At 46.3% G+C, this 24,942-nt stretch carries 21 protein-coding genes; 2 read left to right on the forward strand and 19 right to left on the reverse strand.

The window, feature by feature from the left end; all coding sequences use genetic code 11:
- Positions 1–767 precede the first annotated feature (767 nt).
- The 9 genes from sucD to ACLJPE_RS07555 all read right to left on the reverse strand — a co-directional run bounded on the left by sucD (position 768) and on the right by ACLJPE_RS07555 (position 11,376).
- Positions 768–1,637 (reverse strand): succinate--CoA ligase subunit alpha, encoded by an 870-nt coding sequence (gene sucD, locus ACLJPE_RS07515; RefSeq protein WP_000114631.1) that lies wholly within the window; start codon positions 1,635–1,637, stop codon positions 768–770.
- Positions 1,637–2,803: an ADP-forming succinate--CoA ligase subunit beta gene (gene sucC, locus ACLJPE_RS07520; protein ID WP_001048590.1), complete on the reverse strand. Its 1,167-nt coding sequence runs from the start codon at positions 2,801–2,803 to the stop codon at positions 1,637–1,639. Before sucC ends, sucD begins: the two co-directional genes overlap by 1 nt.
- Before the next feature lie 141 nt (positions 2,804–2,944).
- Positions 2,945–4,153, reverse strand: a complete 1,209-nt coding sequence (gene odhB, locus ACLJPE_RS07525) for a 2-oxoglutarate dehydrogenase complex dihydrolipoyllysine-residue succinyltransferase (RefSeq protein WP_000099858.1) — start codon at positions 4,151–4,153, stop codon at positions 2,945–2,947.
- A 14-nt stretch (positions 4,154–4,167) separates the two neighbouring features.
- Positions 4,168–6,969, reverse strand: coding sequence for a 2-oxoglutarate dehydrogenase E1 component (gene sucA, locus ACLJPE_RS07530; protein WP_001181500.1), 2,802 nt, complete (start codon positions 6,967–6,969; stop codon positions 4,168–4,170).
- A 523-nt stretch (positions 6,970–7,492) separates the two neighbouring features.
- A complete protein-coding gene (gene sdhB, locus ACLJPE_RS07535) occupies positions 7,493–8,209 on the reverse strand; it encodes a succinate dehydrogenase iron-sulfur subunit SdhB (RefSeq protein ID WP_001537859.1) in 717 nt (238 codons plus the stop codon).
- Between the two features lie 16 nt (positions 8,210–8,225).
- Positions 8,226–9,992: a succinate dehydrogenase flavoprotein subunit gene (gene sdhA, locus ACLJPE_RS07540; RefSeq protein WP_000775561.1), complete on the reverse strand. Its 1,767-nt coding sequence runs from the start codon at positions 9,990–9,992 to the stop codon at positions 8,226–8,228.
- The gene (gene sdhD / locus ACLJPE_RS07545) at positions 9,992–10,339 is read right to left on the reverse strand and encodes a succinate dehydrogenase membrane anchor subunit (RefSeq protein ID WP_000254356.1); all 348 of its coding nucleotides are present in this window, start codon (positions 10,337–10,339) and stop codon (positions 9,992–9,994) included. Before sdhD ends, sdhA begins: the two co-directional genes overlap by 1 nt.
- Positions 10,333–10,737: a succinate dehydrogenase cytochrome b556 subunit gene (gene sdhC / locus ACLJPE_RS07550; RefSeq protein ID WP_000263340.1), complete on the reverse strand. Its 405-nt coding sequence runs from the start codon at positions 10,735–10,737 to the stop codon at positions 10,333–10,335. The genes sdhD and sdhC overlap by 7 nt, the downstream gene beginning before the upstream one ends.
- Positions 10,738–11,130: 393 nt before the next feature.
- A complete protein-coding gene (locus ACLJPE_RS07555) occupies positions 11,131–11,376 on the reverse strand; it encodes a hypothetical protein (protein ID WP_001539488.1) in 246 nt (81 codons plus the stop codon).
- A 100-nt stretch (positions 11,377–11,476) separates the two neighbouring features.
- Here ACLJPE_RS07555 and ACLJPE_RS07560 point away from each other — a divergent pair, with 100 nt between their 5' ends.
- Positions 11,477–12,760 carry a citrate synthase gene (locus tag ACLJPE_RS07560; RefSeq protein ID WP_000785811.1) on the forward strand — a complete coding sequence of 428 codons (1,284 nt, stop codon included), beginning with the start codon at positions 11,477–11,479 and terminating at the stop codon, positions 12,758–12,760.
- Between the two features lie 136 nt (positions 12,761–12,896).
- Entirely contained in the window at positions 12,897–13,943 is a 1,047-nt protein-coding gene (locus ACLJPE_RS07565) for an AbrB family transcriptional regulator (protein WP_001122054.1), read from the forward strand.
- 54 nt (positions 13,944–13,997) lie between these two features.
- Here ACLJPE_RS07565 and nei read toward each other — a convergent pair whose 3' ends face one another.
- The 10 genes from nei to glf form a co-directional block, all read right to left on the reverse strand.
- Positions 13,998–14,789 (reverse strand): endonuclease VIII, encoded by a 792-nt coding sequence (gene nei, locus ACLJPE_RS07570; protein WP_001113962.1) that lies wholly within the window; start codon positions 14,787–14,789, stop codon positions 13,998–14,000.
- Positions 14,790–14,837: 48 nt separating this feature from the next.
- Positions 14,838–14,975 (reverse strand): hypothetical protein, encoded by a 138-nt coding sequence (locus ACLJPE_RS07575; RefSeq protein WP_001145917.1) that lies wholly within the window; start codon positions 14,973–14,975, stop codon positions 14,838–14,840.
- A gap of 67 nt (positions 14,976–15,042) precedes the next feature.
- Positions 15,043–16,938 (reverse strand): HAD family hydrolase, encoded by a 1,896-nt coding sequence (locus ACLJPE_RS07580; protein ID WP_060635099.1) that lies wholly within the window; start codon positions 16,936–16,938, stop codon positions 15,043–15,045.
- 57 nt (positions 16,939–16,995) lie between these two features.
- A complete protein-coding gene (locus ACLJPE_RS07585) occupies positions 16,996–17,829 on the reverse strand; it encodes a glycosyltransferase family A protein (RefSeq protein ID WP_023136709.1) in 834 nt (277 codons plus the stop codon).
- 192 nt (positions 17,830–18,021) lie between these two features.
- The gene (locus tag ACLJPE_RS07590) at positions 18,022–19,800 is read right to left on the reverse strand and encodes a glycosyltransferase (protein ID WP_001528777.1); all 1,779 of its coding nucleotides are present in this window, start codon (positions 19,798–19,800) and stop codon (positions 18,022–18,024) included.
- Positions 19,801–19,893: 93 nt separating this feature from the next.
- On the reverse strand, positions 19,894–20,604 hold the full coding sequence (locus tag ACLJPE_RS07595) for an ABC transporter ATP-binding protein (protein ID WP_001528845.1): 711 nt from the start codon (positions 20,602–20,604) through the stop codon (positions 19,894–19,896).
- Between the two features lie 3 nt (positions 20,605–20,607).
- On the reverse strand, positions 20,608–21,378 hold the full coding sequence (locus tag ACLJPE_RS07600) for an ABC transporter permease (protein ID WP_000998822.1): 771 nt from the start codon (positions 21,376–21,378) through the stop codon (positions 20,608–20,610).
- Between the two features lie 128 nt (positions 21,379–21,506).
- Complete coding sequence (locus tag ACLJPE_RS07605) at positions 21,507–22,640, reverse strand: glycosyltransferase family 4 protein (RefSeq protein WP_000824903.1); 1,134 nt, start codon at positions 22,638–22,640, stop codon at positions 21,507–21,509.
- Positions 22,641–22,652: 12 nt separating this feature from the next.
- Positions 22,653–23,549: a glycosyltransferase gene (locus ACLJPE_RS07610; protein ID WP_000973917.1), complete on the reverse strand. Its 897-nt coding sequence runs from the start codon at positions 23,547–23,549 to the stop codon at positions 22,653–22,655.
- The gene (gene glf / locus ACLJPE_RS07615; protein ID WP_052893995.1) at positions 23,546–24,697 is read right to left on the reverse strand and encodes a UDP-galactopyranose mutase; all 1,152 of its coding nucleotides are present in this window, start codon (positions 24,695–24,697) and stop codon (positions 23,546–23,548) included. The genes ACLJPE_RS07610 and glf overlap by 4 nt, the downstream gene beginning before the upstream one ends.
- Between the last annotated feature and the right edge of the window lie 245 nt (positions 24,698–24,942).

Genomic DNA, 24,942 nt, shown 5'->3' on the forward strand with positions numbered 1-24,942 from the left:
CACCGTATTTGCCTCTCTATAATTATTATAGTGAAGATTCTGTTATCACCTTCACAGATTTACCCTCAATTTCTACGTCACTCATAGTGATAATTCTGTTTATTCGCAGCCATAAATACCCTTTAAACATGATTAATCACGAACGAATAGTGTCAATAAGTTCTTAATAATTTTTAAAGTTAACCTCTTTTAACCAGCAAAAGTTCATATAATTTATTAAACGATATCTTTAATACTTCAGGGAAATAATGCCGGTACTCTTATGATTAAAATAGCTGTTTTATTCTGCCATTAAACAAGCAGTCTGTGTAAGCGCGATACATCTGAGGAGACATGTAGTTCGCGCTCAGGCAAACATGCGCGGCCACAGAGTCAAGCGTCAATTTACTATAGAGGTTAGCGTCAACATAGTGTAATACTGCAATGCGTTTTTTTCATGGCGGAAAGCGCATAATCCGTCTCCAGTGAGGTCGGCAGGTCTTTCACTAAGACAGCATCTGTATTTGCTGCAAAAGAGTTAACCGGCAAACTGAGTAAATTTACTGCCGCTGCCAGACGGTTATTATCAATTATTTTTAGACTCCACCATGTTTTTTAATGAGGCATTATTTTCCTATAGTTCAATATTTACAAAGCCAATAATTTTATATCCCGGATGCTTCACCCGTACTTTGCCACAAACAATAAAGCCATAAAAAAGGCCACCGTAAAGGTGGCCAACCATGTCGAAAACGGACATTTATCTGTTCCCGCAGGAACAGCGAGTTTTATTTTATAATTGCTTTCAGCGCTTCGCCGATATCGGCCAGGCTGCGAACGGTTTTCACGCCCGCGGCTTCCAGCGCGGCGAATTTTTCATCCGCAGTGCCTTTACCACCGGCAATGATGGCGCCAGCGTGGCCCATACGCTTGCCTTTCGGCGCGGTAACACCCGCGATATAGCCAACAACCGGCTTGGTCACGTGGTCTTTAATATAAGCCGCCGCTTCTTCTTCTGCGCTACCGCCGATCTCGCCGATCATCACGATCGCTTCAGTCTGCGGATCTTCCTGGAACAGTTTCAGGATGTCGATGAAGTTAGAGCCCGGAATCGGGTCACCGCCGATACCCACACAGGTGGACTGGCCGAAACCGTAGTCGGTGGTCTGCTTAACCGCTTCATAGGTCAGCGTGCCGGAACGGGAAACGATACCCACTTTACCCGGCTTATGAATGTGACCCGGCATGATGCCGATTTTGCATTCGCCCGGGGTGATCACACCTGGGCAGTTCGGGCCGATCATGCGTACGCCCGCTTCGTCCAGCTTCACTTTCACGGTCAGCATATCCAGCGTCGGAATACCTTCGGTGATGGTGATAATCAGTTTGATGCCTGCGTCGATCGCTTCCAGAATGGAGTCTTTGCAGAACGGCGCCGGGACGTAGATAACGGATGCAGTCGCACCGGTAGCTTCTACCGCTTCGCGCACGGTGTTGAACACCGGCAGACCCAGATGCGTAGTGCCGCCTTTGCCCGGCGTTACGCCGCCGACCATTTGCGTACCGTAAGCAATCGCCTGTTCGGAGTGGAAAGTCCCCTGGCTACCGGTAAAGCCCTGGCAGATAACCTTGGTATCTTTATTAATTAAAACGGACATTATTTCCCCTCCACTGCGGCAACAACCTGCTGAGCTGCATCCGTCAGACTTTTCGCTGCAATAATATTCAGGCCACTGTCAGCCAGTTTCTTCGCGCCGAGTTCGGCGTTGTTGCCTTCCAGACGCACCACCACCGGAACATTCACGCCCACTTCTTCCACCGCGCCGATGATACCGTCGGCAATCAGGTCACAACGGACGATACCGCCGAAGATGTTAACCAGAACCGCTTTCACGTTGTCATCCGAGAGGATGATTTTAAACGCTTCGGTGACGCGCTCTTTGGTTGCGCCGCCGCCCACGTCAAGGAAGTTAGCCGGTTCGCCGCCATGCAGCTTAACGATGTCCATAGTGCCCATCGCCAGGCCCGCGCCGTTCACCATGCAACCGATGTTGCCGTCCAGCGCGACGTAGTTCAGTTCCCACTGCGCCGCCTGCGCTTCACGCGGATCTTCCTGAGACTGGTCACGCATTTCACGCAGATCCGGCTGGCGGAACAGCGCGTTGCCGTCAGCGCCCAGCTTGCCGTCGAGGCAAATCAGATCGCCCTGCTTAGTGATCACCAGCGGATTAATTTCGATTAGCGCCAGGTCGCGCTCAAGGAAAATGGTTGCCAGGCCCATAAAGATTTTGGTGAACTGCTGCACCAGTTTACCTTCCAGACCCAGTTTGAACGCCAGTTCACGCCCCTGATACGGCATCGGGCCGGTCAGCGGATCGAGCGCGACTTTATGGATCAGATGCGGGGTTTCCTCCGCGACTTTTTCGATCTCTACGCCGCCTTCGGTAGACGCCATAAAGACCACGCGACGAGAACTACGGTCAACTACCGCGCCGAGGTACAGTTCTTTGCCGATGTCGGTCGCCGCTTCAACCAGAATCTGGTTTACCGGTTGGCCATTAGCGTCTGTTTGATAGGTCACCAGACGTTTGCCCAGCCAGTTTTCCGCAAAGGCGCGAATCTCTTCCTTGCTTTTTACTACCTTCACACCGCCCGCTTTGCCGCGGCCGCCAGCGTGAACCTGACATTTCACTACCCACGGGCCGGCGCCGATTTTAGACGCGGCTTCTTCGGCTTCACGCGGAGTAGTACAGGCATAACCCACCGGCGCCGGTAAGCCATAGCGGGCAAAAAGTTGTTTTGCCTGATATTCATGTAAGTTCATGTGTTCTGTCCATCCTTCAGGTAATCGTTATCTTTAGACCTGTAGGCCTGAAAGCTGCGCGCCATCAGGCATTACACCATCGCCGGATGGCGGCGTGAACGCCTTGTCCGGCCTACAGGTAGCAGGTGATGCTCTTGCTGACTACACGTCCAACAGCAGACGGGTCGGATCTTCCAGCAACTCTTTGATGGTGACCAGGAAGCCCACGGATTCGCGACCATCGATCAGGCGATGATCGTAAGAGAGCGCCAGGTACATCATCGGCAGGATTTCTACCTTGCCATCCACCGCCATCGGCCTGTCTTTAATAGCATGCATTCCCAGAATCGCGCTCTGCGGCGGGTTGATGATCGGGGTAGACATCAGCGAACCGAATACGCCGCCGTTGGTAATGGTAAAGTTACCGCCGGTCAGGTCTTCTACGGTCAGCTTGCCGTCGCGGCCTTTGACAGCCAGTTCTTTAATTTTTTTCTCAATGTCAGCCATGCCCAGCGTATCCACGTCACGCAGGACCGGCGTGACCAGGCCGCGCGGCGTAGACACCGCCATGCTCACATCAAAGTAGTTGTGATACACCACGTCATCGCCGTCGATAGAGGCGTTCACTTCCGGATAACGCTTCAGCGCTTCCACTACCGCTTTCACGTAGAAGGACATAAAGCCCAGGCGGATACCATGACGTTTTTCAAACACTTCGCCATACTGCTTACGCAAATCCATAATCGGCTTCATGTTGACTTCATTGAAGGTCGTCAGCATGGCGGTGGAATTTTTCGCTTCCAGCAGACGCTCGGCCACGCGCTTACGCAGGCGGGTCATTGGCACGCGTTTTTCGCCGCGCGCGCCCAGAGCGGGTTGTGCTGCAGGTTCAACAGCGGGTGCTTTAGACTCGCCTTTCGCCAGATGTTTTTCCACATCTTCACGGGTCAGACGCCCACCCACACCAGTGCCTTTAATGGCGCTGGCTTCCAGATTGTGTTCAGCCAGCAGGCGACGGATCGCCGGGCTGAGCGCATCGTTGTTTTGTTCTTCCAGCGACGCCTGCTGGCGCTGTGCCGGCGTAGACGCTTTCTCTTCAGATTTCGCGCTGGTCTCTTTACCCGCGCTGTTGCCTTCACGCAGGCGACCCAGGATCTGGCGAGAGGTGACAGTCGTCCCCTCTTCTTCCAGAACCGCATCCAGAATGCCGTCCGCTGATGCCGGTACTTCCAGTACCACTTTGTCAGTTTCGATTTCTACCAGCACTTCGTCACGAACAACCGCATCGCCCGGTTTTTTATGCCAGGTGGCGACGGTCGCGTCCGCTACGGACTCAGGCAGGTCGGGAACAAGAATATCTACGCTACTCATTATTTATCCTTTATTTAATCGACGTTCAGCGCGTCATTAACCAGATCTTGTTGCTGTTTCTGGTGAACGGACATATACCCTACCGCCGGAGAGGCGGAGGCCGGGCGACCTGCATAACGCAGAGCGGCCCCAAACGGAATCACTTCACGGAAATGATGCTGGCTGCAGTACCATGCGCCCTGGTTGAGCGGCTCTTCCTGGCACCAGACAAAATCATGGACGTGAGCGTATGGTTGCAGCGCTTCCTGCACCGCTTTATGCGGGAACGGATAGAGCTGTTCGATGCGCACGATAGCGACATCTTTCTGGTCGTTTTTGCGACGTTGTTCCAGCAGGTCGTAATAAACCTTACCAGAACACATTACCACGCGTTTTACGGCTTTAGGGTCCAGCTCGTCAATTTCGCCAATGGCCGGCTGGAAGGAACCGTTCGCCAGTTCATCAAGCGTGGAAACCGCCAGCGGGTGACGCAGCAGCGATTTCGGCGACATCACCACCAGCGGACGACGCATCCCGCGCAGCGCCTGACGGCGCAGCATATGGTAGACCTGCGCCGGAGTGGACGGCACGCAAACCTGCATATTCTGCTCGGCGCAAAGTTGCAGATAACGTTCCAGACGCGCGGAGGAGTGCTCCGGCCCCTGCCCTTCATAGCCGTGCGGCAACAGCATCACCAGACCGCACATCCGACCCCATTTCTGCTCGCCGGAGGAGATGAACTGGTCAATCACCACCTGCGCGCCGTTGGCAAAATCGCCAAACTGCGCTTCCCAGATAGTCAGGGTACGTGGTTCCGCCGTGGCATAACCGTATTCAAAAGCCAGCACCGCTTCTTCAGACAGCACGGAGTCCCAGACTTTAAACTGTCCCTGACCGCTGTGAATATGCTGCAACGGCGTATACGTTGAGCCGTTCGTCTGGTTGTGGATCACCGCATGACGATGGAAAAAGGTGCCGCGACCAGAGTCTTCCCCGGACAGGCGCACCGGAATGCCTTCATCGACCAGCGTGGCGTAAGCCAGATTTTCCGCGCCGCCCCAGTCAAACAATTTCTCGCCTGCCGCCATTGCCTGACGGTCGCCATAAATTTTCGCCACGCGAGACTGCATTTCAATGGCTTCCGGCACGGTGCTGATACGTTTTGCCAGCTCCTGCAGGCGCTTCATTTCTACCTTGTTCGGGTATGCTTCATCCCATTCGTGGTTTAGATACGGCGACCAGGTGAACGAGTGCATATTCATCGGACGCCACTCTTTCACCACGCATTCGCCTGCATCCAGCGCATCGCGATAGAGGTTGACCATTTCGGTGGCATCTTCCAGCGTTGCGACCTTATCAGCTTCCAGTTTGTCGGCGTAGATTTTACGCGGCGTCGGATGCTTTTTGATTTTCTGGTACATCAGCGGCTGGGTTGCGCTTGGCTCGTCGGCTTCGTTGTGGCCGTGACGGCGGTAGCACACCAGATCGATGAACACATCGCGTTTAAAGGTATTACGGAAGTCCAGCGCCAGACGGGTCACAAAAGCTACGGCTTCCGGATCGTCCGCATTGACGTGGAAAATCGGCGCCTGGACCATTTTACCGATATCGGTGCAGTAAGGCGTTGAACGCGCATCCAGTGGGTTAGAGGTGGTGAAACCCACCTGGTTGTTGATAACGATACGTACCGTACCGCCCACTTCGTAACCGCGCGCTTTCGACATGTTCAGGGTTTCCTGAACCACGCCCTGGCCGGTCACCGCGGCGTCGCCGTGAATAGTGATCGGCAACACTTTGTTGCTGCTCGGTTCGTCCAGTCTGTCCAGACGGGCGCGCACGGAGCCCATCACCACCGGGCTCACAATTTCCAGATGCGATGGATTAAACGCCAGCGCCAGGTGAACCAGACCGCCTTCGGTTTCGATATCTGACGAGAAGCCCATGTGATACTTCACGTCGCCGGTACCCAGATGTTCTTTATGCTTACCGGCAAATTCGTCGAACAGATCCTGCGGTTTTTTACCCAGTACGTTGATCAGCACGTTCAGGCGACCGCGGTGCGCCATCCCCAGCACCACTTCGCGAGTGCCGCTGTTACCCGCATGGCGAACCATCTCTTTCAGCATGGGTATCAGCGCATCTCCCCCCTCGAGCGAGAAACGTTTCGCACCCGGGAATTTGGCACCCAGATAACGTTCCAGCCCTTCAGCGGCGGTCAGCTCGTTCAGGAAGCGTTTTTTCTCGTCAGCGCTAAAGGCCGCGCGACCGGATTCGATGCGCTGTTGGATCCAGCGTTTCTCTTCGGTGCTGGTGATGTGCATATACTCAGCGCCAATCGGGCCGCAGTAGGTCTGTTTGAGCGCGTCGAGCAGCTCGCCCAGCTTCATCGTCTCTTTGCCGCTGGCAAAGGAGCCGACATTGAAGGTTTCCTGGAAATCGGCCTCGGTCAAATCATGGAAAGAAGGATCCAGATCCGCCACGCGTTCTTGTTTCCACAGTCCCAGCGGATCGAGGTTTGCATGCTGATGGCCACGGAAACGATAAGCGTTGATAAGCTGCAGGACTTTAACCTGCTTCACATTGGTGTCAGGGTCGGAAATCGTAGAAGAGTGACGTGAGCCAGCCAACGCCTGCCGCCGGAAATATTCACGTGTTTTTGAATGGAGTTGATCCGGTTTGACTCCGGTACCAGGTAACTGCTGGAACGTCAAACGCCAGTTAGCGTCTACCGAGTCAGGATCGGTTAAGAAGTCTTCATAGAGCTGTTCTATCCAGCTCTGATTCGAACCAGAGAGGTAAGAAGAGTCCAACCAGGCTTTCAAAGCGCTGTTCTGCATCGTGATCCCTTAAGCATCTTTTCTGCTTATTTAATACTCTAAATAGGTCACGTTTCAGGAAGGCGGCAAGCTTGCGAATCCCTGGGAGCTTACATCCAGTAAGTGACCGGGGTGAGCAAGTGCAGCCAACGCACATGCAACGTGATCTATGACGAGTATTTCGCCGTGGATACTAACCACGCATACGCTGTATGCGTGCCGGGGTTCACTTGTTGCGGACTGTCGTGTCATCTGCGTCCGCTAAGGAACCTTTAAAAACTGTCTAATAATCTTCGCTGTTCAGGCTACGACTGCGTTGCGGCCTTCGCTCACTCCGGTCACATAGTTAACTATGCTCCCGAAGATTCGTTCAGACCGCGCCTTGTCTCGCTCTGAACATCTCGATTATTACTAATCATATGGCAGTTTTTAGAGGTTTCCTGCACTTCTATTGCCTGATGGCGCTGCGCTTATCAGGCCTACGGGATTGCGCCTGTAGGCCGGATAAGACGGTACGTCGCCATCCGGCAACCACTACAACTACTTACGCACTACGCTGCAACAGCATCGACTTAATATGGCCGATAGCGCGCGTCGGGTTCAGTCCCTTAGGACATACACTGACGCAGTTCATAATGCTGTGACAGCGGAATACGCTGAATGCATCGCTCATCCCTTCCAGACGACTATCGGTCTCGGTATCACGGCTATCGATCAGGAAGCGATACGCCGCGAGCAGACCCGCCGGACCGATAAACTTATCCGGGTTCCACCAGAATGACGGGCAGGATGTTGAGCAACAGGCGCAAAGAATACATTCATACAGCCCATCGAGTTTTTCACGCTGCTCCGGCATCTGCAGATGCTCACGAGCCGGTGGATTTTGCCCATTATTCAATAAGTAAGGCTTAATCTTCTCATATTGTGCGTAGAATTGCCCCATGTCTACCACCAAATCGCGGATCACCGGCAAACCGGGTAGCGGGCGAATCACAATCTTCTTACCCGGCTGAGTCAGCGCCGAAATAGGGGTAATACAGGCCAGACCATTCTTACCGTTCATATTCAAACCATCAGAACCACACACGCCTTCGCGGCAGGAACGGCGGAAAGAAAGGCTGGGATCTTTTTCTTTAAGCTGGATTAACGCATCCAGCAGCATCATGTCACGCCCTTCTTCGCCTTCCAGGGTGTAGTCCTGCATACGCGGAGCGTTATCGACATCCGGGTTATAACGATAAATCGAAAATTCGAGTTTCATCATCCTGTCTCCGCAATTAATAAGTACGAATCTTCGGCGGGAACGCCGGACGCAGTTTCGGTTCCATATTGACGCTTCGGCGCGTCATGGATTCCGTTTGCGGTTGATACAGGGTATGACACAACCAGTTGGCATCATCACGCTCCGGGAAATCGAAGCGGCTATGCGCGCCGCGGCTTTCCGTCCGGAAGTTGGCTGATACGGCAGTGGCGTAGGCGGTTTCCATCAGGTTATCCAGCTCCAGACACTCAACACGCTGGGTATTAAACTCGCTGGACGTGTCATCCAGACGGGCGTTTTTCAGACGCTCGCGGATCACTTTCAACTGCTCAAGCCCTTTCGCCATCGCGTCGCCTTCACGGAATACGGAGAAGTTATGCTGCATACACTCCTGCAACGCTTTGCGGATAGCCACCGGATCTTCGCCATTGCGGTTATTGTTCCAGCGATTCAGGCGCTCCAGAGAACCTTCAACGTCAGACTCGCTGGCGTCGCGCAGCACGCCCTGCTCGGCGATGGATTCCTGTAAATGCAGCCCCGCCGCACGGCCAAAGACCACCAGATCCAGCAGTGAGTTACCGCCCAGACGGTTGGCGCCGTGAACCGATACACAGGCGATTTCGCCTACCGCAAACAGCCCCGGAATCACCACATCTTCGCCCTGCTCGTTCACGGTCAGCGCCTGACCGGTCACTTTAGTCGGAATACCGCCCATCATGTAGTGGCAGGTCGGGATAACCGGAATCGGCTCTTTCACCGGGTCAACGTGGGCAAATGTGCGGGACAGCTCCAGGATACCCGGCAGGCGAGATTCCAGCACCTCTTTACCCAGGTGATCCAGTTTCAGTTTAGCGTGCGGCCCCCACGGACCATCACAGCCGCGACCTTCACGGATTTCGATCATGATGGAACGCGCCACCACGTCACGACCCGCCAGGTCTTTGGCGTTCGGCGCATAACGCTCCATAAAGCGCTCGCCGTGTTTGTTCAGCAGGTAACCGCCTTCGCCGCGGCAGCCTTCTGTCACCAGCACGCCCGCCCCGGCGATACCGGTCGGGTGGAACTGCCACATTTCCATGTCCTGCACCGGGACACCGGCACGCAGCGCCATACCGACACCGTCACCGGTATTGATATGAGCGTTGGTGGTGGACTGGTAGATACGGCCTGCGCCGCCGGTCGCCAGCACCGTCGCGCGGGCTTTGAAGTACACCACTTCACCGGTTTCGATGCACAGTGCGGTACACCCCACCACCGCGCCATCCTGGTTTTTCACCAGATCCAGCGCATACCATTCGGAGAAAATCGTGGTGTGGTTTTTCAAATTCTGTTGATACAGCGTATGTAGCAAGGCGTGACCGGTACGGTCAGCCGCTGCCGCGGTACGTGCCGCCTGCTCGCCGCCAAAGTTTTTCGACTGGCCGCCGAACGGGCGCTGATAGATACGTCCATCATCAAGACGGGAGAACGGTAGCCCCATGTGCTCCAGTTCCAGAATCGCTTCCGGTCCGGTCTTACACATATATTCGATGGCATCCTGGTCACCAATGTAGTCCGACCCCTTAACGGTGTCGTACATGTGCCATTCCCAGTTATCTTCATGGGTATTGCCGAGCGCCACGGTGATACCGCCCTGCGCGGAAACGGTATGGGAACGGGTCGGGAAGACTTTCGAGAGCAGCGCACAGGTTTGGCCGCTTTGGGAAATTTGCAGCGCCGCGCGCATACCTGCGCCACCGGCACCAATCACAACAGCATCAAATTCTCTGACTGGCAGTTTCATTACACACCCCACACCACAACAAATCCATAGATGACGTAAACCACCAGCGCAACAACAATAACGAGTTGCAGTATCAGACGCACTGCTAGTGGTTTAACGTAGTCGGTTAACACCTGCCACATGCCGATCCAGGCATGAATCAAGATGGAAAAAAGCGCCAGCAGGGTGAAGACTTTGGTGAAGGCCGATGAGAAGAAACCGGTCCAGGCTTCAAAGGTCAGTTCGCCGCTCGTGGCGAAAAAACCCACCATGTAGATGATGTATAACGTCAGAACGATAGCGGTAGCACGGACCAGGATGAAGTCATGTACGCCATTGCGTCCTAATGCGGAGGCGTTGCTTACCATACGAGGACTCCTGCGAGAAGTGAAAGCACGACAGTGATAACAAAAGAGATTTTGGCAGAGCGTTGACCCGCTTCGAATGTTTCTTCCAGATAGCCAAAATCCATTAACATGTGACGAATTCCCACGATGACGTGATACGCCAGCGCGGTAAGGATGCCCCACATGATAAATTTAACGATGAAGCCGTCCATAATGTCGGCGGCCTGCTGGAATCCTTCCGGAGAAGAGAGGCTGGTGCCCAGTAGCCACAGTAGTATGCCGACGGCGATGAAAGTAATCACACCGGATACGCGATGGAGAATGGACGCTATCGCTGTGATGGGGAACCGAATCGTTTGTAGATCCAGATTGACAGGTCTTTGTTTTTTCACATTTCTTATCATGAATAACGCCCACATGCTGTTCTTATTATTCCCTTAAGACTTCGGTTACAGAGGTGAATCTACCTGTAGCCAGAAAGACGACGGGATTTCCTTCCTCCGGTCTGCGTGCGGGTCAGACAGCGTCCTTTCTATAACTGCGCGTCATGTAAAACACTGCTTCCAGTAGCTAAAACGACACGTTACAACGCTGGGTGGCTCGGGATTGCAGGGTATTCCGGAGACCTGGCGGCAGTATAGGACGTTCACAAAATCATTACAATTAACCTACATATAGTTTGTCAGGTTTTATCCTGAACAGTGACACAGGTCACGATAACAACATTTTTTTAATTTTCAATCATCTGATTTGACAAACATTAAACAAAATTGTTACAAACAACACCAGAAAAAGCATATAATGCGTAAAAGTTATGGGGTCACTCTTTCACCTGTTAATAAGTTATGCAACAGTACAATGATATTGACCCATTCTTTCAGGACAGTTATTAGTGATAGACAGGTTACATTACTCGGATTGCTACGTTCCTGATTTGCTGCTAATTCGAAATTAATCAATCCGTTACCTGCAAGCGCCCATTGCTCTGTACCCAGGTCATCCCCTCTTTCACAGAGCGGCGAGCCAAATAACAAACTGGTAACGGTTGATTGATGCATACACAGAATCTTCCCTGCGCTAACGACAGGGAAGGTGACGTGGAGAAGGCAAGTCTGAGTTCCGGCAGTCTTAAGCAATAAGGCGCTAAGGAGACCGTAAATGGCTGATACAAAGGCAAAAATCACCCTTACTGGTGACACTGCTATTGAACTGGATGTGCTAAAAGGTACACTCGGTCAAGATGTTATTGATATTCGTAGTCTCGGTTCAAAAGGAGTTTTTACTTTTGACCCTGGTTTCACCTCTACCGCATCCTGCGAATCTAAAATCACCTTCATCGACGGCGACGAAGGCATTTTGTTGCATCGCGGTTTCCCGATTGACCAGCTTGCTACCGATTCCAACTATCTGGAAGTCTGTTACATCCTGCTGTACGGCGAAAAACCGACGCAGGAAGAGTATGACGAGTTCAGAACGACAGTCACCCGCCATACGATGATCCATGAGCAAATCACTCGCCTGTTCCATGCTTTCCGTCGCGACTCACATCCGATGGCGGTAATGTGCGGGATCACTGGCGCGCTGGCGGCGTTCTACCACGACTCGCTGGATGTGAACAATCCGCGCCACCGTGAAATCGCGGCGTTCCGCCTGCTGTCCAAAATGCCGACCATGGCGGCGATGTGTTACAAATATTCCATCGGTCAGCCGTTTGTTTATCCGCGCAACGACCTTTCCTACGCCGGTAACTTCCTGAACATGATGTTCTCCACGCCGTGTGAAACCTATGAAGTGAATCCGGTACTGGAGCGCGCGATGGACCGTATTCTGATCCTGCACGCTGACCATGAGCAGAACGCCTCTACGTCAACGGTACGTACCGCAGGTTCAAGCGGCGCCAACCCGTTCGCCTGCATTGCCGCCGGGATCGCCTCCCTGTGGGGACCCGCGCACGGCGGCGCAAACGAAGCCGCGCTGAAAATGCTGGAAGAAATCAGCTCTGTTAAACACATTCCGGAATTTGTTCGTCGTGCGAAAGACAAGAATGATTCTTTCCGCCTGATGGGCTTCGGTCACCGTGTTTACAAAAACTACGATCCGCGCGCCACCGTGATGCGTGAAACCTGCCACGAAGTGCTGAAAGAGCTGGGCACCAAAGATGATCTGCTGGAAGTGGCGATGGAGCTTGAGCACATTGCGCTGAACGACCCGTACTTCATCGAGAAGAAACTGTACCCGAACGTAGACTTCTACTCCGGCATCATTCTGAAAGCGATGGGCATTCCGTCCTCCATGTTCACCGTGATCTTCGCCATGGCGCGTACCGTTGGCTGGATTGCACACTGGAATGAAATGCACACTGATGGCATGAAAATCGCCCGTCCTCGTCAGCTGTATACCGGCTACGATAAACGCGACTTTAAATCGGCGCTGAAGCGTTAATTGACAACCGGATGGCGACGCAACCCTCGCCATCCGTTACATTTTCCCTTTTTTCTTATCCTCATTATTTTATTCTTACCCCGTTACTCTCTATGATTAATTAAGGTTTCGCTAAATATCATTCAGGGAGCATGGAATGCCGATTCTGCAGTGGTTTTTGTTGTTCCTGTTATCGCTGCTCATTTCCCTTATTTTTCTCTATCTGCACCTTCCGGCGGCGATGCTGCTCGGTCCAATGATTGCGGGTATCGTGTTGAGTTTGCGAGGTAGTACGCTACAACTTCCGCGCGGTATTTTTCTCGCCGCACAGGCGATTCTCGGCTGTATGATCGCCCAAAATCTAACCGGTTCGATATTGACCACCCTCGCCCTCTACTGGCCGGTCGTGCTTTTAGTGTTGCTGGTGACGCTGCTTTCCAGCGCGATAGTCGGCTGGCTGCTGGTACGCTACAGCTCGCTGCCCGGCAACACCGGCGCATGGGGGTCATCGCCGGGCGGCGCAGCGGCAATGGTAGCGATGGCGCAAGATTACGGGGCGGATATCCGCCTGGTGGCGTTTATGCAGTATCTACGGGTACTGTTTGTGGCTGGCGCGGCGGTGCTGGTGACACGCCTGATACTCGGCGACAGCGCGGCAGCGGTCAGCCAACAGGTGATCTGGTTTCCGCCGCTTAGCGGTAATTTATTGACGACGCTGCTATTAGCGATCGTGGCGGGCATTGCCGGTCGCCTGATGCGTATCCCTTCCGGCACGATGCTGCTCCCCATGTTGGCAGGCGCGCTTCTCCATTCGCAAGGCATCATTGAGATTGAATTACCCGAATGGCTGCTGGCCGTGGCGTATATGGCGATAGGCTGGCGTATTGGGCTGGGTTTTGACAGACAGGTGTTTTTTATGGCGCTGCGGCCATTGCCGCAAATCTTATTGTCAATTTTCGCGCTGATGGCGATTTGCGCCGCGATGGCGTGGGGAATGGCTTACTACATGCAGATTGATTTTATGACGGCTTATCTCGCCACCAGTCCCGGGGGTCTGGATACGGTTGCCGCGATCGCGGCAGGAAGCAGTGCCGATATGGCGCTCATCATGGCAATGCAAACCCTACGGCTGTTCAGCATTCTGTTAACTGGGCCAGCAGTGGCCCGTTTTATATCAACCTATGCGCCCAGACAACCTTTGTAGGACTGATAAGCGTCGCGCCATCAGGCAATAGCCGCTCGCCGATGGCGGTTCCGGCTATTTCTGGCAATGCGGGCACCAGTAAAACGGGCGTGAGGACAGTGTTGTCTTTTCAATAATGCCGCCACACCGCTCGCACGCTTCGCCGTCACGGTGGAAAACCTTAAAGCGAAACAGTGCGCCATGATGCTTGTTTTCATCCGCCTGACCGCGAGTCGTGTAGGACAGGCGCGGAATATCCAACAGCGCGTGAGAAAGCGCATTCAGTTGCGCCTCGTTGAGATCTTTCGCTTTATGCTGTCCGGTTAACCCTACCTGCCAGAGGATTTCAACGCGCAGATAATTCCCCAATCCCGCCAGAAAGGCCTGATCCAGCAACAGTCCGGAAAATTGTCGGTTGCGAAAACGCGGCGACAGCAATCGAGCTTTAACCTCTTCCGGAGTGAGACGCGCGTCCAGCACATCCGGACCGACTCGCTGTAAAAAGGGGTGCGTCGTGAGCTGCTCTGCTGTCAGCATTTCGATATCAGACGCGCTATAAAGCAGTATAGTTTTATCCGCCGTTTGTAGCCTGACGCGCAATATACGCGTGGTCTGCGGTATTTCACCAGTGTCGATCACCCGCCATACGCCATAGAGTTGGTTGTGGCTGTAGAGCGTCAGGCCATTTGAAAAGTGGGTCAATAACGCTTTTCCCCGCGTCTCTATCCGGGTAACAATTTGACCGGTAAGCTGCGATTCATACGGTTTTAACTGTGCAAAGGCAAACCAGACATCGGTTAAGGGTTTGCCTTTGATTGCCGCCTCCAGATTATCCGCCGCACGACGAATTTCCGGGCCTTCAGGCATGATAATATCCTTTGTTAACAGTTGATTAATGGACTACACCGCCTCTGACTATCTGGAATGCACATCGAACGCCATAATGAACATCCACAGCGGATGGACAAACAAGCGGTGGTATCCAGTGATAATAACATTATCGCAGCACGAGACCACTTCCCCGTCAGGGTTAACGTGATCGCGCCAGGGCATAATCGACTCAGCCCTTGTCGGGCAAGCGCCCAATAATGATTGTCTGCCTACTGGAATTAAATGACGCTTAGTTATATTTTGCCCAAAATTTTTTTCTGTTGATCCTTTTAAAGCCTTCTTTCCAATAACTGGCATTCAACTCTTTGATATACTTTTCTCCGGGAAAAAGTTTATCCTTTAAAGGCAGTTTTTTGGCTAGCACGATTCTTTCTGCGTTAGATCCCGCGGACTCTGAATGTGTGAGGGAAGATAAGGCGTCCAGTTGAGCGCTTGAGGGTCTGGCTATCAATTCAAAAAAAGGTTCTGACAATACAACACTACTAAGTGCTGCATAATTTTCTTTTTGTATGAGCGGTTTGACGTACTCAAAAAAAGAAATAATCCCTGATTGCAATCTTGCCGCTTTTTTTAAATACTCAATTTCAGAACCACTGCTATCCTCACGTACAGGAATTATTCCATTATCCGTTTTTTTATAACCAATTGTTGACCCGGTATTGTCAGCCATAGCAAACTCCATTATTTCCACCCCTCCTGATAAGAAAAGATCACACTTATCGTGGGGATGGCCATAGTTAGTTAGCCAACCAAACATCTTATTATAAATAGATCGGTTATCATTGGCGCCAACAAAAGTTGCCAAATAAAACCCATGTATTTGTTTTTCTGCCCATTGCGCACCTAAAGAACGAGCAAATACTGATTGAATATTACCCATCCACCCTACATCGATAAGTGCTATATTTTTATAACCTTCACAGGCCGTTTTAAAGTAATCAGCGTAAACTTCCCTGTGCTGAGTATTTTTTAATAAAATATATGGAAATAATTTATTTATAAGCCAGTGAACCTTATGTTCCTCTCCTGAAACAGGAATATATTCCTCGTCAGGAAAGCCAACATGATGTATATCTGAAATATGCTCACTCGCATCTAACCCCGCGATAGCAAGTATCTTTTTAATACTTTTCTTATTCTTACCACCAAAAAGATGCCAAATCCTGTGCATCGGCCAATCAGTCATCCCCACCATATAAGCTGATGCGCGGGATATATATAAATATTCACATTTTACATGTTCTTCTGAAAAGTATTCATTATAAATTTTATAGATTAAGTGAGCATCGCGTGCTAAAAAAAGCGCTTTATCAATTTTATGAATCTTTAACTGATTCGCTAACCAGGATACATAACCTAATAATAACGGACCAAATACTTTAAATCCTATCTCGTTTAAAGGATCATTTTGATGGAAAGCAGAAACTTGTTTAAGTAATAAAGTCTTACAAATAGATTCACCAATAATATCTTTAGTTTTCCAATGATTAGATACCCCATGATTATACTCTGACCAATCAGCATGGAGAGTATTTATGCCGAGTTTTTTAGCATTCAGAATATCAGCATGAACATTGTCGCCAACATGCATCCATGATGCAATATCTACATTTTCATTTTTCTTGACTATTGAAAATAATTTACCACTATTTTTAGAGTACCGCTCTTCGCCAGATGAGTAAACTGGAATGTTACTGATATCATAGCCACATGATGTTAACAACTCCTTTAATATTGCTGATGGAAGGTACATATCACTAATTAAAATGACTTTACAACCATCACTAATAGCCTTTTCAAACAAACAGCTTCCACGCGCATTTTTATATAAAACAATCTTCTCCATTTGTATTTCCAGATCGATTATCTTTTTTACTGTCGCTGGTGAAAGCTGCGGATGCTTTTTTAAAATTTCATCGTATATTTCAGATATAAGTATTTCCGGCTCGCCGCCAAAACGCCTGACCCTATTCTCTCTGGCACTTACTTCCGCCTGAACTCTTATCTCTGGGAAATTATCAATAATACCAATCTCGTACGCTGATATAAAAAAGTTCTCAGTTGCTAAAGTTGATTGCATTAATGAAAACAAATCTCTGGGACGGTAAATCCTCCGGCTAACCAATGTATCAAAGATATCAAAGCTTACGGTCTTGTATTTTTTAAAGTTCATATCCATATTTTATTTAATCTTATTTTCAATATAAGAAATTTTATGAAAAAGACTATTGTTAGCAATATTTGAAAGTAACACATTGAGCAATGATGAGTCATCAATACTTCTCATCATTTTATTTTCTGCAATTTTGCATTCTATATCAAATAACTCATTGTTAATTACGGTATAATTGCCAAATTCAAAGTCATCATTTTCTCTGAAATGATAAAATGCCAGTGCTTCAGGTAAGATCCAAACATCATTTTCTGCCAGGTAATGAATAAAAAAAGGCCAGAAAAATGCAGGAGAGGATAATTTATGACTTTCAATCACATCGATAACAGAATTTTTATCGAATAAACACGAGGAAAGTGGAATAGAATTCCTGTAATAAATAACATCAAAACTAACAGGGCCAGCATTTAAATAGTGGTTCCATGGTTGCGTTGAATTTATAATTATTCTATTATTTTCCGCAATCTCAGCAACTTTATTTGTATGGCATGCTATTGCATTTACAGATGAATACATTGACTGTATATTCGCCAAAACACTGAGTAGCCTTGACACATATTCAGGGGCCCAGGAATCGTCATCATCCATAAAGCATAAATAATTAGATTCAGACATCTTAATAGCATTAAAGATAAAGTTTTCGTCGTAGATAACACTATATATATTTGACAGTTCTTTCAGATAAAAATCATCCACATTGTGACATTTCAATTCTTCCTCCATGCAGAAAATGATGATATTTATTTTTTTGAACGTCTGGTCATTAATGGATTGCAAGGCCCGCATTAATAGACGAGTACGCCCAGGTTTATGTCGGACAATAACTAAAAGACTCTTTTCCATATTCTGATTTCGCGTTTTACGGTATATATAAAAATTAACACCCTATGAATGAATGCTGACATTGGGTAAGGATTATAATATTTTATTAGACTGACACCAGATAAGGTGTAGCAACAGAACCATACCTAAGATTATCATAGTCATATAATTAAAAAATCGGTATAATTCTCATCAACACCACTTACATCATGTTTAATATTTATCTTCAGATTTTTTATTGAATTTTTTATACCAAAAGAGCTTTGAGGTAAGATAGGGCAAACTATTTTTCATCTCTTTTTTTGCAGATTTAAACCGATAAAAATTTTTGACTGCCGTAAACAAACCATTAATAATAACTTTAAAAAACTCCATTTTTGAGTGGGTAAGTTTTAATAATTTGCCATTTTCTATATTTAAATGATAGATAGTAATTCTCCGGAATGAAAACTTAGTAGGGTGATAATGACGATAATCAACCACGATTGGTTTTTTAATTAAAAAGAAAGCTGGAATTAAGTGTCCATTAAGGGTTATGCATCTAAAAAATTTGTAGATGGCTTTTTCTTTACCAGAACATGGGTAATCAACACAACCATTAACAATATCAATACCTTCTACATTGAATTTTTCATTATGAGTTATTGCATTAATTCTTTTTCTTATCTCCAGAAGATCTACATTATCTTCCCAAAACTCCCGCCCAGAAAGACAATCGTTATATGACATAATCATTGCTCTGGCAAGTTCATAGCGGCATGAAAAACTCGCAAGAAAGACTTCCCTCACAAAGAAAACACTTAACAGTAGTGCAGCAAACTTTCTTTTACTAATTAATGCAGGTACAGCAACAGTCCTGAAGTTCAAATAGCTATTTAGAACCGATATTTTTCTTTCAAAATCCATTTGCCACGAAGCCACACCATTAAGTGTGACAATATTATGTTTTTTATGCATATATCCAAATAGCAGGTCATCACCACGAACAAAGAAAGGAAATGAGTAATATTCAATAGCGTTAATATTAAAGGCAAAAAACCACCATCCACCGTAGCCTATTTTTCTTTCATTATCAAAAGTATCTAAAGAATCTATTTCCCGAGCATCCAGATAATGTTTATCCGGGTAATGTAAAAAATCTCTATGCCATATGGCACCAGATTCATGTATGATTGCCGGGTTATCCTCAAAAAGCATACAGCCAGTAACAACTGTATTTTTGTCTTTAGCCATCAGTAAAAAAGCATGAGTTCGACAAATCGATTCAATTTCACATGAGCCGTCGTCATCCATAAATATGACATGTTTGACATCGTTGATTTTCCCTGCCTCTATCAAACCTCTCATAAACCCGCCTGAACCACCGAGGTTTTCATTATTGATAACCATAATGCCGTTTCCTGACGGGTGATTAATCGCCTCGCCATTATTAACGACAATCAATTTAAAACGATCTTTAAATTCGCTCTGGGTTAAGAGTGTTTTATTAATTCTATTGATTGTTTTAGTAACAGCTTCTTTTCTATTATAAGTTGTTATAACTAAAGCCATAGATGATTTACTAACATGATCTTTAGTCAGAAATTCAAATCCATTTAAAACAGAGTCTTCGTCTGATTGCCACTCCACATAGATATATCCGAAATTTATTTTTGATATATCAATCTCAATCTCATCACTAATATTGCATGACGATTTAAAATCAATTTGTTTTAATACTCTAATGACACCATTCTCTTTGTGCCTTACGTTTATAGTTCCGCGACCAATTATATTAACCCGCAAAAAAAGTGATGTTAAGGTTGTATATTTTTTCCATTTCTTAACTGAGAATGCATTAAAAAAAGTATCAAAACATGCAACCTTATGACGCGGAACAAGTAAGTTACGTGAGGTATAGTTATACTTCCCGCCCTGAGTTCTGAAATAAAGCTGCTCTTCCGTGCATAGATCAATGTTTGGTAAAATTACTTTTTGAAGTAAAAAATACATAACGAACCTATAAATTTATATTATCCGGGGTAACGCTATTATAAAATAGTAAATTACTCACCGCGTAGTGATATAAATACTGCAATAAGAATATTAAAATCCGCCTTTGCTAACTATCTCACCGTGCTCAAGCCTGATGAACTTATTACATACAGATTTAGCCAGTTCATCATCGTGAGTGGCCATTACCATAATGCCCGCTTTAGAGATAAAGCTATTTAATCTCATCTCTGCTTTTCTTTTAAAATCACTATCACCCACGCTCATCCATTCATCCATCAGTAAAATTTCAGGATTGATTGCAGTGGAAATAGAAAAACCAAGCCTCAGAACCATACCACTAGAATACGTTCTAACGGGGACTTTAATAAAATCACCTAACTCGCTGAACTCGATGACATCTTCTGTAATATTTTTTATTTCATTTTTTGACAGACCGAGAAATAGTCCTCTCAGTTTTATATTTTCCAGGCCGGTAAGCTCACCATCCATTCCCATCATGGGATCAATGAGGCTGGTGACTCGACCGATACATTCATACTTCCCTGAAGTTGGTTTATAGGCCCCTGCAAGTACTCTCAGAAGAGTTGTTTTGCCCGAACCATTGTGTCCAATAAGCGCAAGACGGTTACCTTCGGTAAGCGTAAAATCAATTTTTTTTAATGCCTCTACTTCAATAATCCCGGTATTCGATGAGCCAATTCGTCCACCTGAAGCAGCCTGTAGAAAAGTTTTTTTAAATGAACGGTGGCTGGAGTTAAATATGGGGAGTATTACGCCAACGTTTTTGCAAGAGATTTTCATTAATTATAACCAGTATACGATTCTTGAGCGATATTTAGTCAACACTAAGGTTGAGACCATCAACATAATAATAGAGGTTATTATTGTGTAAAACCATATAGTTACATCTGGTACAGTTCCCATTAGTGGTTTCCTGAGCATCTCCATAAAGTAATAAAAAATATTATAATCAACAAATTCCTTTCTTCCCTTTGGTAATTGTTCCGATGTCCAGATGATAGGAGTTATAAAAAAACACAACGTTACTACACTTTGAACAACCGGTCCCATATCACGATATCTTGTGCAAAAAATGGCGAGAATCATACCTGTAGAAATTAATGAGATGGATGTTATTATAATTGCAGGTATAAAAAGGAGAATATCAAGATTTACCGATGTATTGGTAAAAAAAATCACGAAAGGTATAATGATAAAATTATGCAACATAATCATAAACTGCCGATAGAAAACACGTAATATATATAAATATAGCGGAAGGTCAGATTGTTTAATAATTGATGCGGACTCATTAAATATTCCGCATGACTCATTAATAGTTGCTGATAGAAAGGCCCAAAAGATCATACCTAAAGTAAGATGCATGATAAAATTTTCGGAACCAGAACTGAACAGCGAACCGTAAAGAGGTCCCATTGCTGATATGGTGACCCCCATCGAAATCGTTATCCAAAAAGGCCCTAACACCGATCGCCGGTATCGTCCCAGGACATCATTCCAACCTAGCGAAATCCAAAGTTGGTGCCTGGCCAGAGCTTCTTTCAAATCATTCATTGTTTCCGTGTCACCTTTACCTGAAGAACTTATTCTTTAACGATATGAAAATATAACTTATTTATTTTCTATAATATTTACATACTATTTATCTAAACACTGACCCACTTCATAAGCACTTTATGGTGTTAGCAACCAATAGTGTCTTTATAAATTTGCAATGTCTTATTAATGACTAATATGCTGGAAAACAATTCCTTTACACGTTTTCTTCCATTCGCCCCCATCTCTAAGCGAATCTGTGGATTTTTTAACAAATACTCTAATTCTACCGCTAACTCCTGAGCTGAATTACTTTTCACGATCAACCCATTATAGTTATGAATAATCAAGCTATCACATCCGCCGGTATCATAAGCAATACATGCACGTCCTACAGATGATGCCTCTAATAAAAGCCGTGGTACTCCTTCCGGATAAATAGATGGTAATGCAACGATATTCGATTTCTGAATAAGCTCATATACATTCGAAGAGCGTCCCAGCCAGTTAATTAGCCCTTCATGATGCCAGTGATGAATGAGCTCCAAAGGGATAGCATCTTTATCGTCCTCGGCCAATATACCTGCAACATTTAAAACAAAATGAATATTTTTTTGTCTGAGGATCTTTTTTGCTTCAATGAGATCGCCAAGACCTTTACTCCATAACATTCGGCTTGCAAAAAGGACTATCGGTATCTCATGTTTTTTCTCTATAGAGAATTTATAAATATCCGGGTTAATTCCAGCACCTTCGATAACGATGGTTTTATGATAATCAATACCTACTAAACGCGATATTTTTCGTCGATCTTTATCATGTTCAAAAACAAAAACACCACGCTTATTACCGGCAATGTATTTGTAAACCAAAACGGTTAACGCACGCAATATTCTCATTGGCACGGTATTATATAAAAAGATTCGACCAAGTCCGACAAAGCTGATAACAACTGGACTATTACTTCTCCTGGCGCTAACCCCACCAATCAGACAAGGTTTGAGCGTAATACAATGCAATAAGTCAGGATTAATCTCTTTAATAATTTTCCGAGCGTTAAGGAATGCTCTAAAAAAAACAAACATATTAAATGACTGAGCAACAAGAGACACATTGTGACAAATAAAACCAAGCGTTTTGAATTTTTTTATAATCTCTTCACCAATAAAATGACTTATGATATGAATTTCATAACCCGCATCCCTTGCCGCTATCGCACGTTCTGTCCAATGTAAATCAAAGTACCAGTCTGAATTTACAAAATAACATAACCTTTTCATCTCTTCTTCCTGCTAATGATATTTCCCGCTAATACCTTTAAGTCCATGAAGTATTCCTTGCCAGATAAAATATAGATAAAGAAATTTCTTACGCTGCCATGGCAAAATGGCGAGATATTTAGAGAGGCGTAAAACTATAGAAAGAACACTGAATATCCTGGGAACGGGTAAAAGTTTTCTCAACAGCAACAAATTTCTACAAAGATAATATACTTTCCATTCGGGACAGATACACTTTCCATGAATAGAGATATCATGAATAAATTTAATTTCTGGGGAGTAACGAATTTTCTGCCCGGACAATACTAGCTTATAACCAAAGAAAAAATCATCATAATAAAGGAAAAGTTCATCATGGATATCGTTAAGATGGTTATTCAATACCTTTCGATCAATAATCATACCAACGAATGACACAGTTTGAACATCAGTAACCTGAGTTCTTACTGGAGAAAACCTCTCTGGGCGTATCACATAATAAATAGTCTCAAACACCGTAGATGGAACCCTGATGAAAGGCAAATTCATCCGACAAGACCGTCCATAGGTGTCCTGAACTCGCGACGCAAATATACGGTATCTTGAGGTATCTAATAACGAGAAATGCTTTAAAATATTAATTTCCGGGTAAGCATCATCATCATAGAAAAATACCCAATCGGCATTACTATATGAGCATATATATTGACTACCTACTTTAAATCCGCCAGCACCACCAAGATTATCTTTAAGATTAAGTATCGTGATGCCAGGTTCACTTAATGAAGAAAGCCATTCCCTGGTACCGTCGCTTGAGCCATTATTAACGATAACAATAGAGGAAAAACCCGCCTTAACAGTCTCTCGCACACTTTTTTTTAATTTTTCAAGACGGTTAAAAGTTACGATTAGCGCTGTACACTTCATCAAACGGTAACTGTAAAAGCTGGCATTTCTTTTTGTTCATATAGCGACGTTAAGTATACGTCCGCCGTCTGTAATGCTTCAGCTATCGTGATGTCCATATCGAGATAACGATAAGTGCCAAGACGACCAATGAAAGTAATATTTTTTTCTTTTTTAGCCCGCGACAGATATTTATTCAGTAAATCCATTTTATCTGCCCTGCGAACAGGATAGTAGGGTATATCACCAGCTTCACATTCCCGACTATATTCTTGATAACATATTGAAGCTTCATGTCTCTCCCACGGAGAAAAATATTTGTGCTCAGTAATCCGAGTATAAGGAGTATCTATTGAACAATAATTCATTACTGCGCATCCTTGATAATCACTCTGGCAAATTATTTTTTTAAAGTCTAATATACGATATTCCAGCCGGCCATATTGACAGGAGTAAAAGGCATCCAGCGCGCCACTGAAAAAAACATGATCATAATCTGTCCGCATTTCCTGAGTGAAGGAGCGACATAGTTCAACAGCGATATTTTCGTGTTCGACAATGGACTTGACCATTTGTGTATAACCAAATTTTGGTATTCCCTGAAACTTATGATTGAAATAGTTATCATTATAATTAAAGCGAACAGGGATACGTTTCAATACAGAAGCGGGTAACGCGGAAGGATGAAGCCCCCATTGTTTAATGGTATAACCTTTAAAAAAGGCTTCATATAACTCTTCGCCAATGAAACGCAAGGCCTGTTGCTCAAAATTTTGTGGTTCCAGAATGGTGCTATCACATTTTTGAAGCAGTAATTTCCTGGCGTCATCAGGTGAGCAGGCGACACCAAAAAATTGATTGATGGTATGAAGATTGATAGGTAGAGAAAATACCTGACCATTTACTGTAGCCTTAACCTTATTGATATAAGGCATCATCTCAGCGTATTTATTTACATAATTCCATACAGTTTCATTATCAGTATGAAAAATATGAGGACCATAAACGTGCACCATAATACCCGTGTGCTCATCTCGGGCATCATAAGCGTTACCACCGATATGCGAACGTTGATCAATAATATTGACTACATGTCCCTGCTCGGCTAACTGGCGTGCTATTACTGCGCCTGAAAGGCCCGCACCTACAATTAGTATCTTTTTACGTTGCATTATTTTTGTCACTCTGTTCGCAGACACAGATAATATTAGATGGTTTATCCAGAATCATTGTCATTTATATCAGTAGGGTAAAGTGAAATTTACTCAACGCATCCAGATAATTCCACGCTACCGCCACAGCGCGTAAACCCTCGCACTGATTACAGATTCATTAATGTCACACGTTATGCGGTATTTCCGGACAACGATGATTGCCATATTTATTTTGCGAAGATAACTCATTCAGAACGCAACAT

The organism is Salmonella sp. SAL04196 (assembly GCF_046550835.1).
Lineage (GTDB): Bacteria > Pseudomonadota > Gammaproteobacteria > Enterobacterales > Enterobacteriaceae > Salmonella > Salmonella enterica.

Coding starts and splice junctions, on each gene's coding strand:
- ACLJPE_RS07555 (WP_001539488.1), bottom strand. CDS start 11,376: ATGCATCAATCAACCGTTACCAGTTTGTTATTTGGCTCGCCGCTCTGT.
- ACLJPE_RS07595 (WP_001528845.1), bottom strand. CDS start 20,604: ATGAAAATCTCTTGCAAAAACGTTGGCGTAATACTCCCCATATTTAAC.
- odhB (WP_000099858.1), bottom strand. CDS start 4,153: ATGAGTAGCGTAGATATTCTTGTTCCCGACCTGCCTGAGTCCGTAGCG.
- ACLJPE_RS07585 (WP_023136709.1), bottom strand. CDS start 17,829: ATGGAAAAGAGTCTTTTAGTTATTGTCCGACATAAACCTGGGCGTACT.
- sucC (WP_001048590.1), bottom strand. CDS start 2,803: ATGAACTTACATGAATATCAGGCAAAACAACTTTTTGCCCGCTATGGC.
- glf (WP_052893995.1), bottom strand. CDS start 24,697: ATGCAACGTAAAAAGATACTAATTGTAGGTGCGGGCCTTTCAGGCGCA.
- ACLJPE_RS07565 (WP_001122054.1), top strand. CDS start 12,897: ATGCCGATTCTGCAGTGGTTTTTGTTGTTCCTGTTATCGCTGCTCATT.
- ACLJPE_RS07600 (WP_000998822.1), bottom strand. CDS start 21,378: ATGAATGATTTGAAAGAAGCTCTGGCCAGGCACCAACTTTGGATTTCG.
- sucA (WP_001181500.1), bottom strand. CDS start 6,969: ATGCAGAACAGCGCTTTGAAAGCCTGGTTGGACTCTTCTTACCTCTCT.
- sdhC (WP_000263340.1), bottom strand. CDS start 10,737: ATGTGGGCGTTATTCATGATAAGAAATGTGAAAAAACAAAGACCTGTC.
- sdhA (WP_000775561.1), bottom strand. CDS start 9,992: ATGAAACTGCCAGTCAGAGAATTTGATGCTGTTGTGATTGGTGCCGGT.
- nei (WP_001113962.1), bottom strand. CDS start 14,789: ATGCCTGAAGGCCCGGAAATTCGTCGTGCGGCGGATAATCTGGAGGCG.
- sdhB (WP_001537859.1), bottom strand. CDS start 8,209: ATGAAACTCGAATTTTCGATTTATCGTTATAACCCGGATGTCGATAAC.
- ACLJPE_RS07575 (WP_001145917.1), bottom strand. CDS start 14,975: ATGCCCTGGCGCGATCACGTTAACCCTGACGGGGAAGTGGTCTCGTGC.
- ACLJPE_RS07590 (WP_001528777.1), bottom strand. CDS start 19,800: ATGTATTTTTTACTTCAAAAAGTAATTTTACCAAACATTGATCTATGC.
- sdhD (WP_000254356.1), bottom strand. CDS start 10,339: ATGGTAAGCAACGCCTCCGCATTAGGACGCAATGGCGTACATGACTTC.
- ACLJPE_RS07560 (WP_000785811.1), top strand. CDS start 11,477: ATGGCTGATACAAAGGCAAAAATCACCCTTACTGGTGACACTGCTATT.
- sucD (WP_000114631.1), bottom strand. CDS start 1,637: ATGTCCGTTTTAATTAATAAAGATACCAAGGTTATCTGCCAGGGCTTT.
- ACLJPE_RS07605 (WP_000824903.1), bottom strand. CDS start 22,640: ATGAAAAGGTTATGTTATTTTGTAAATTCAGACTGGTACTTTGATTTA.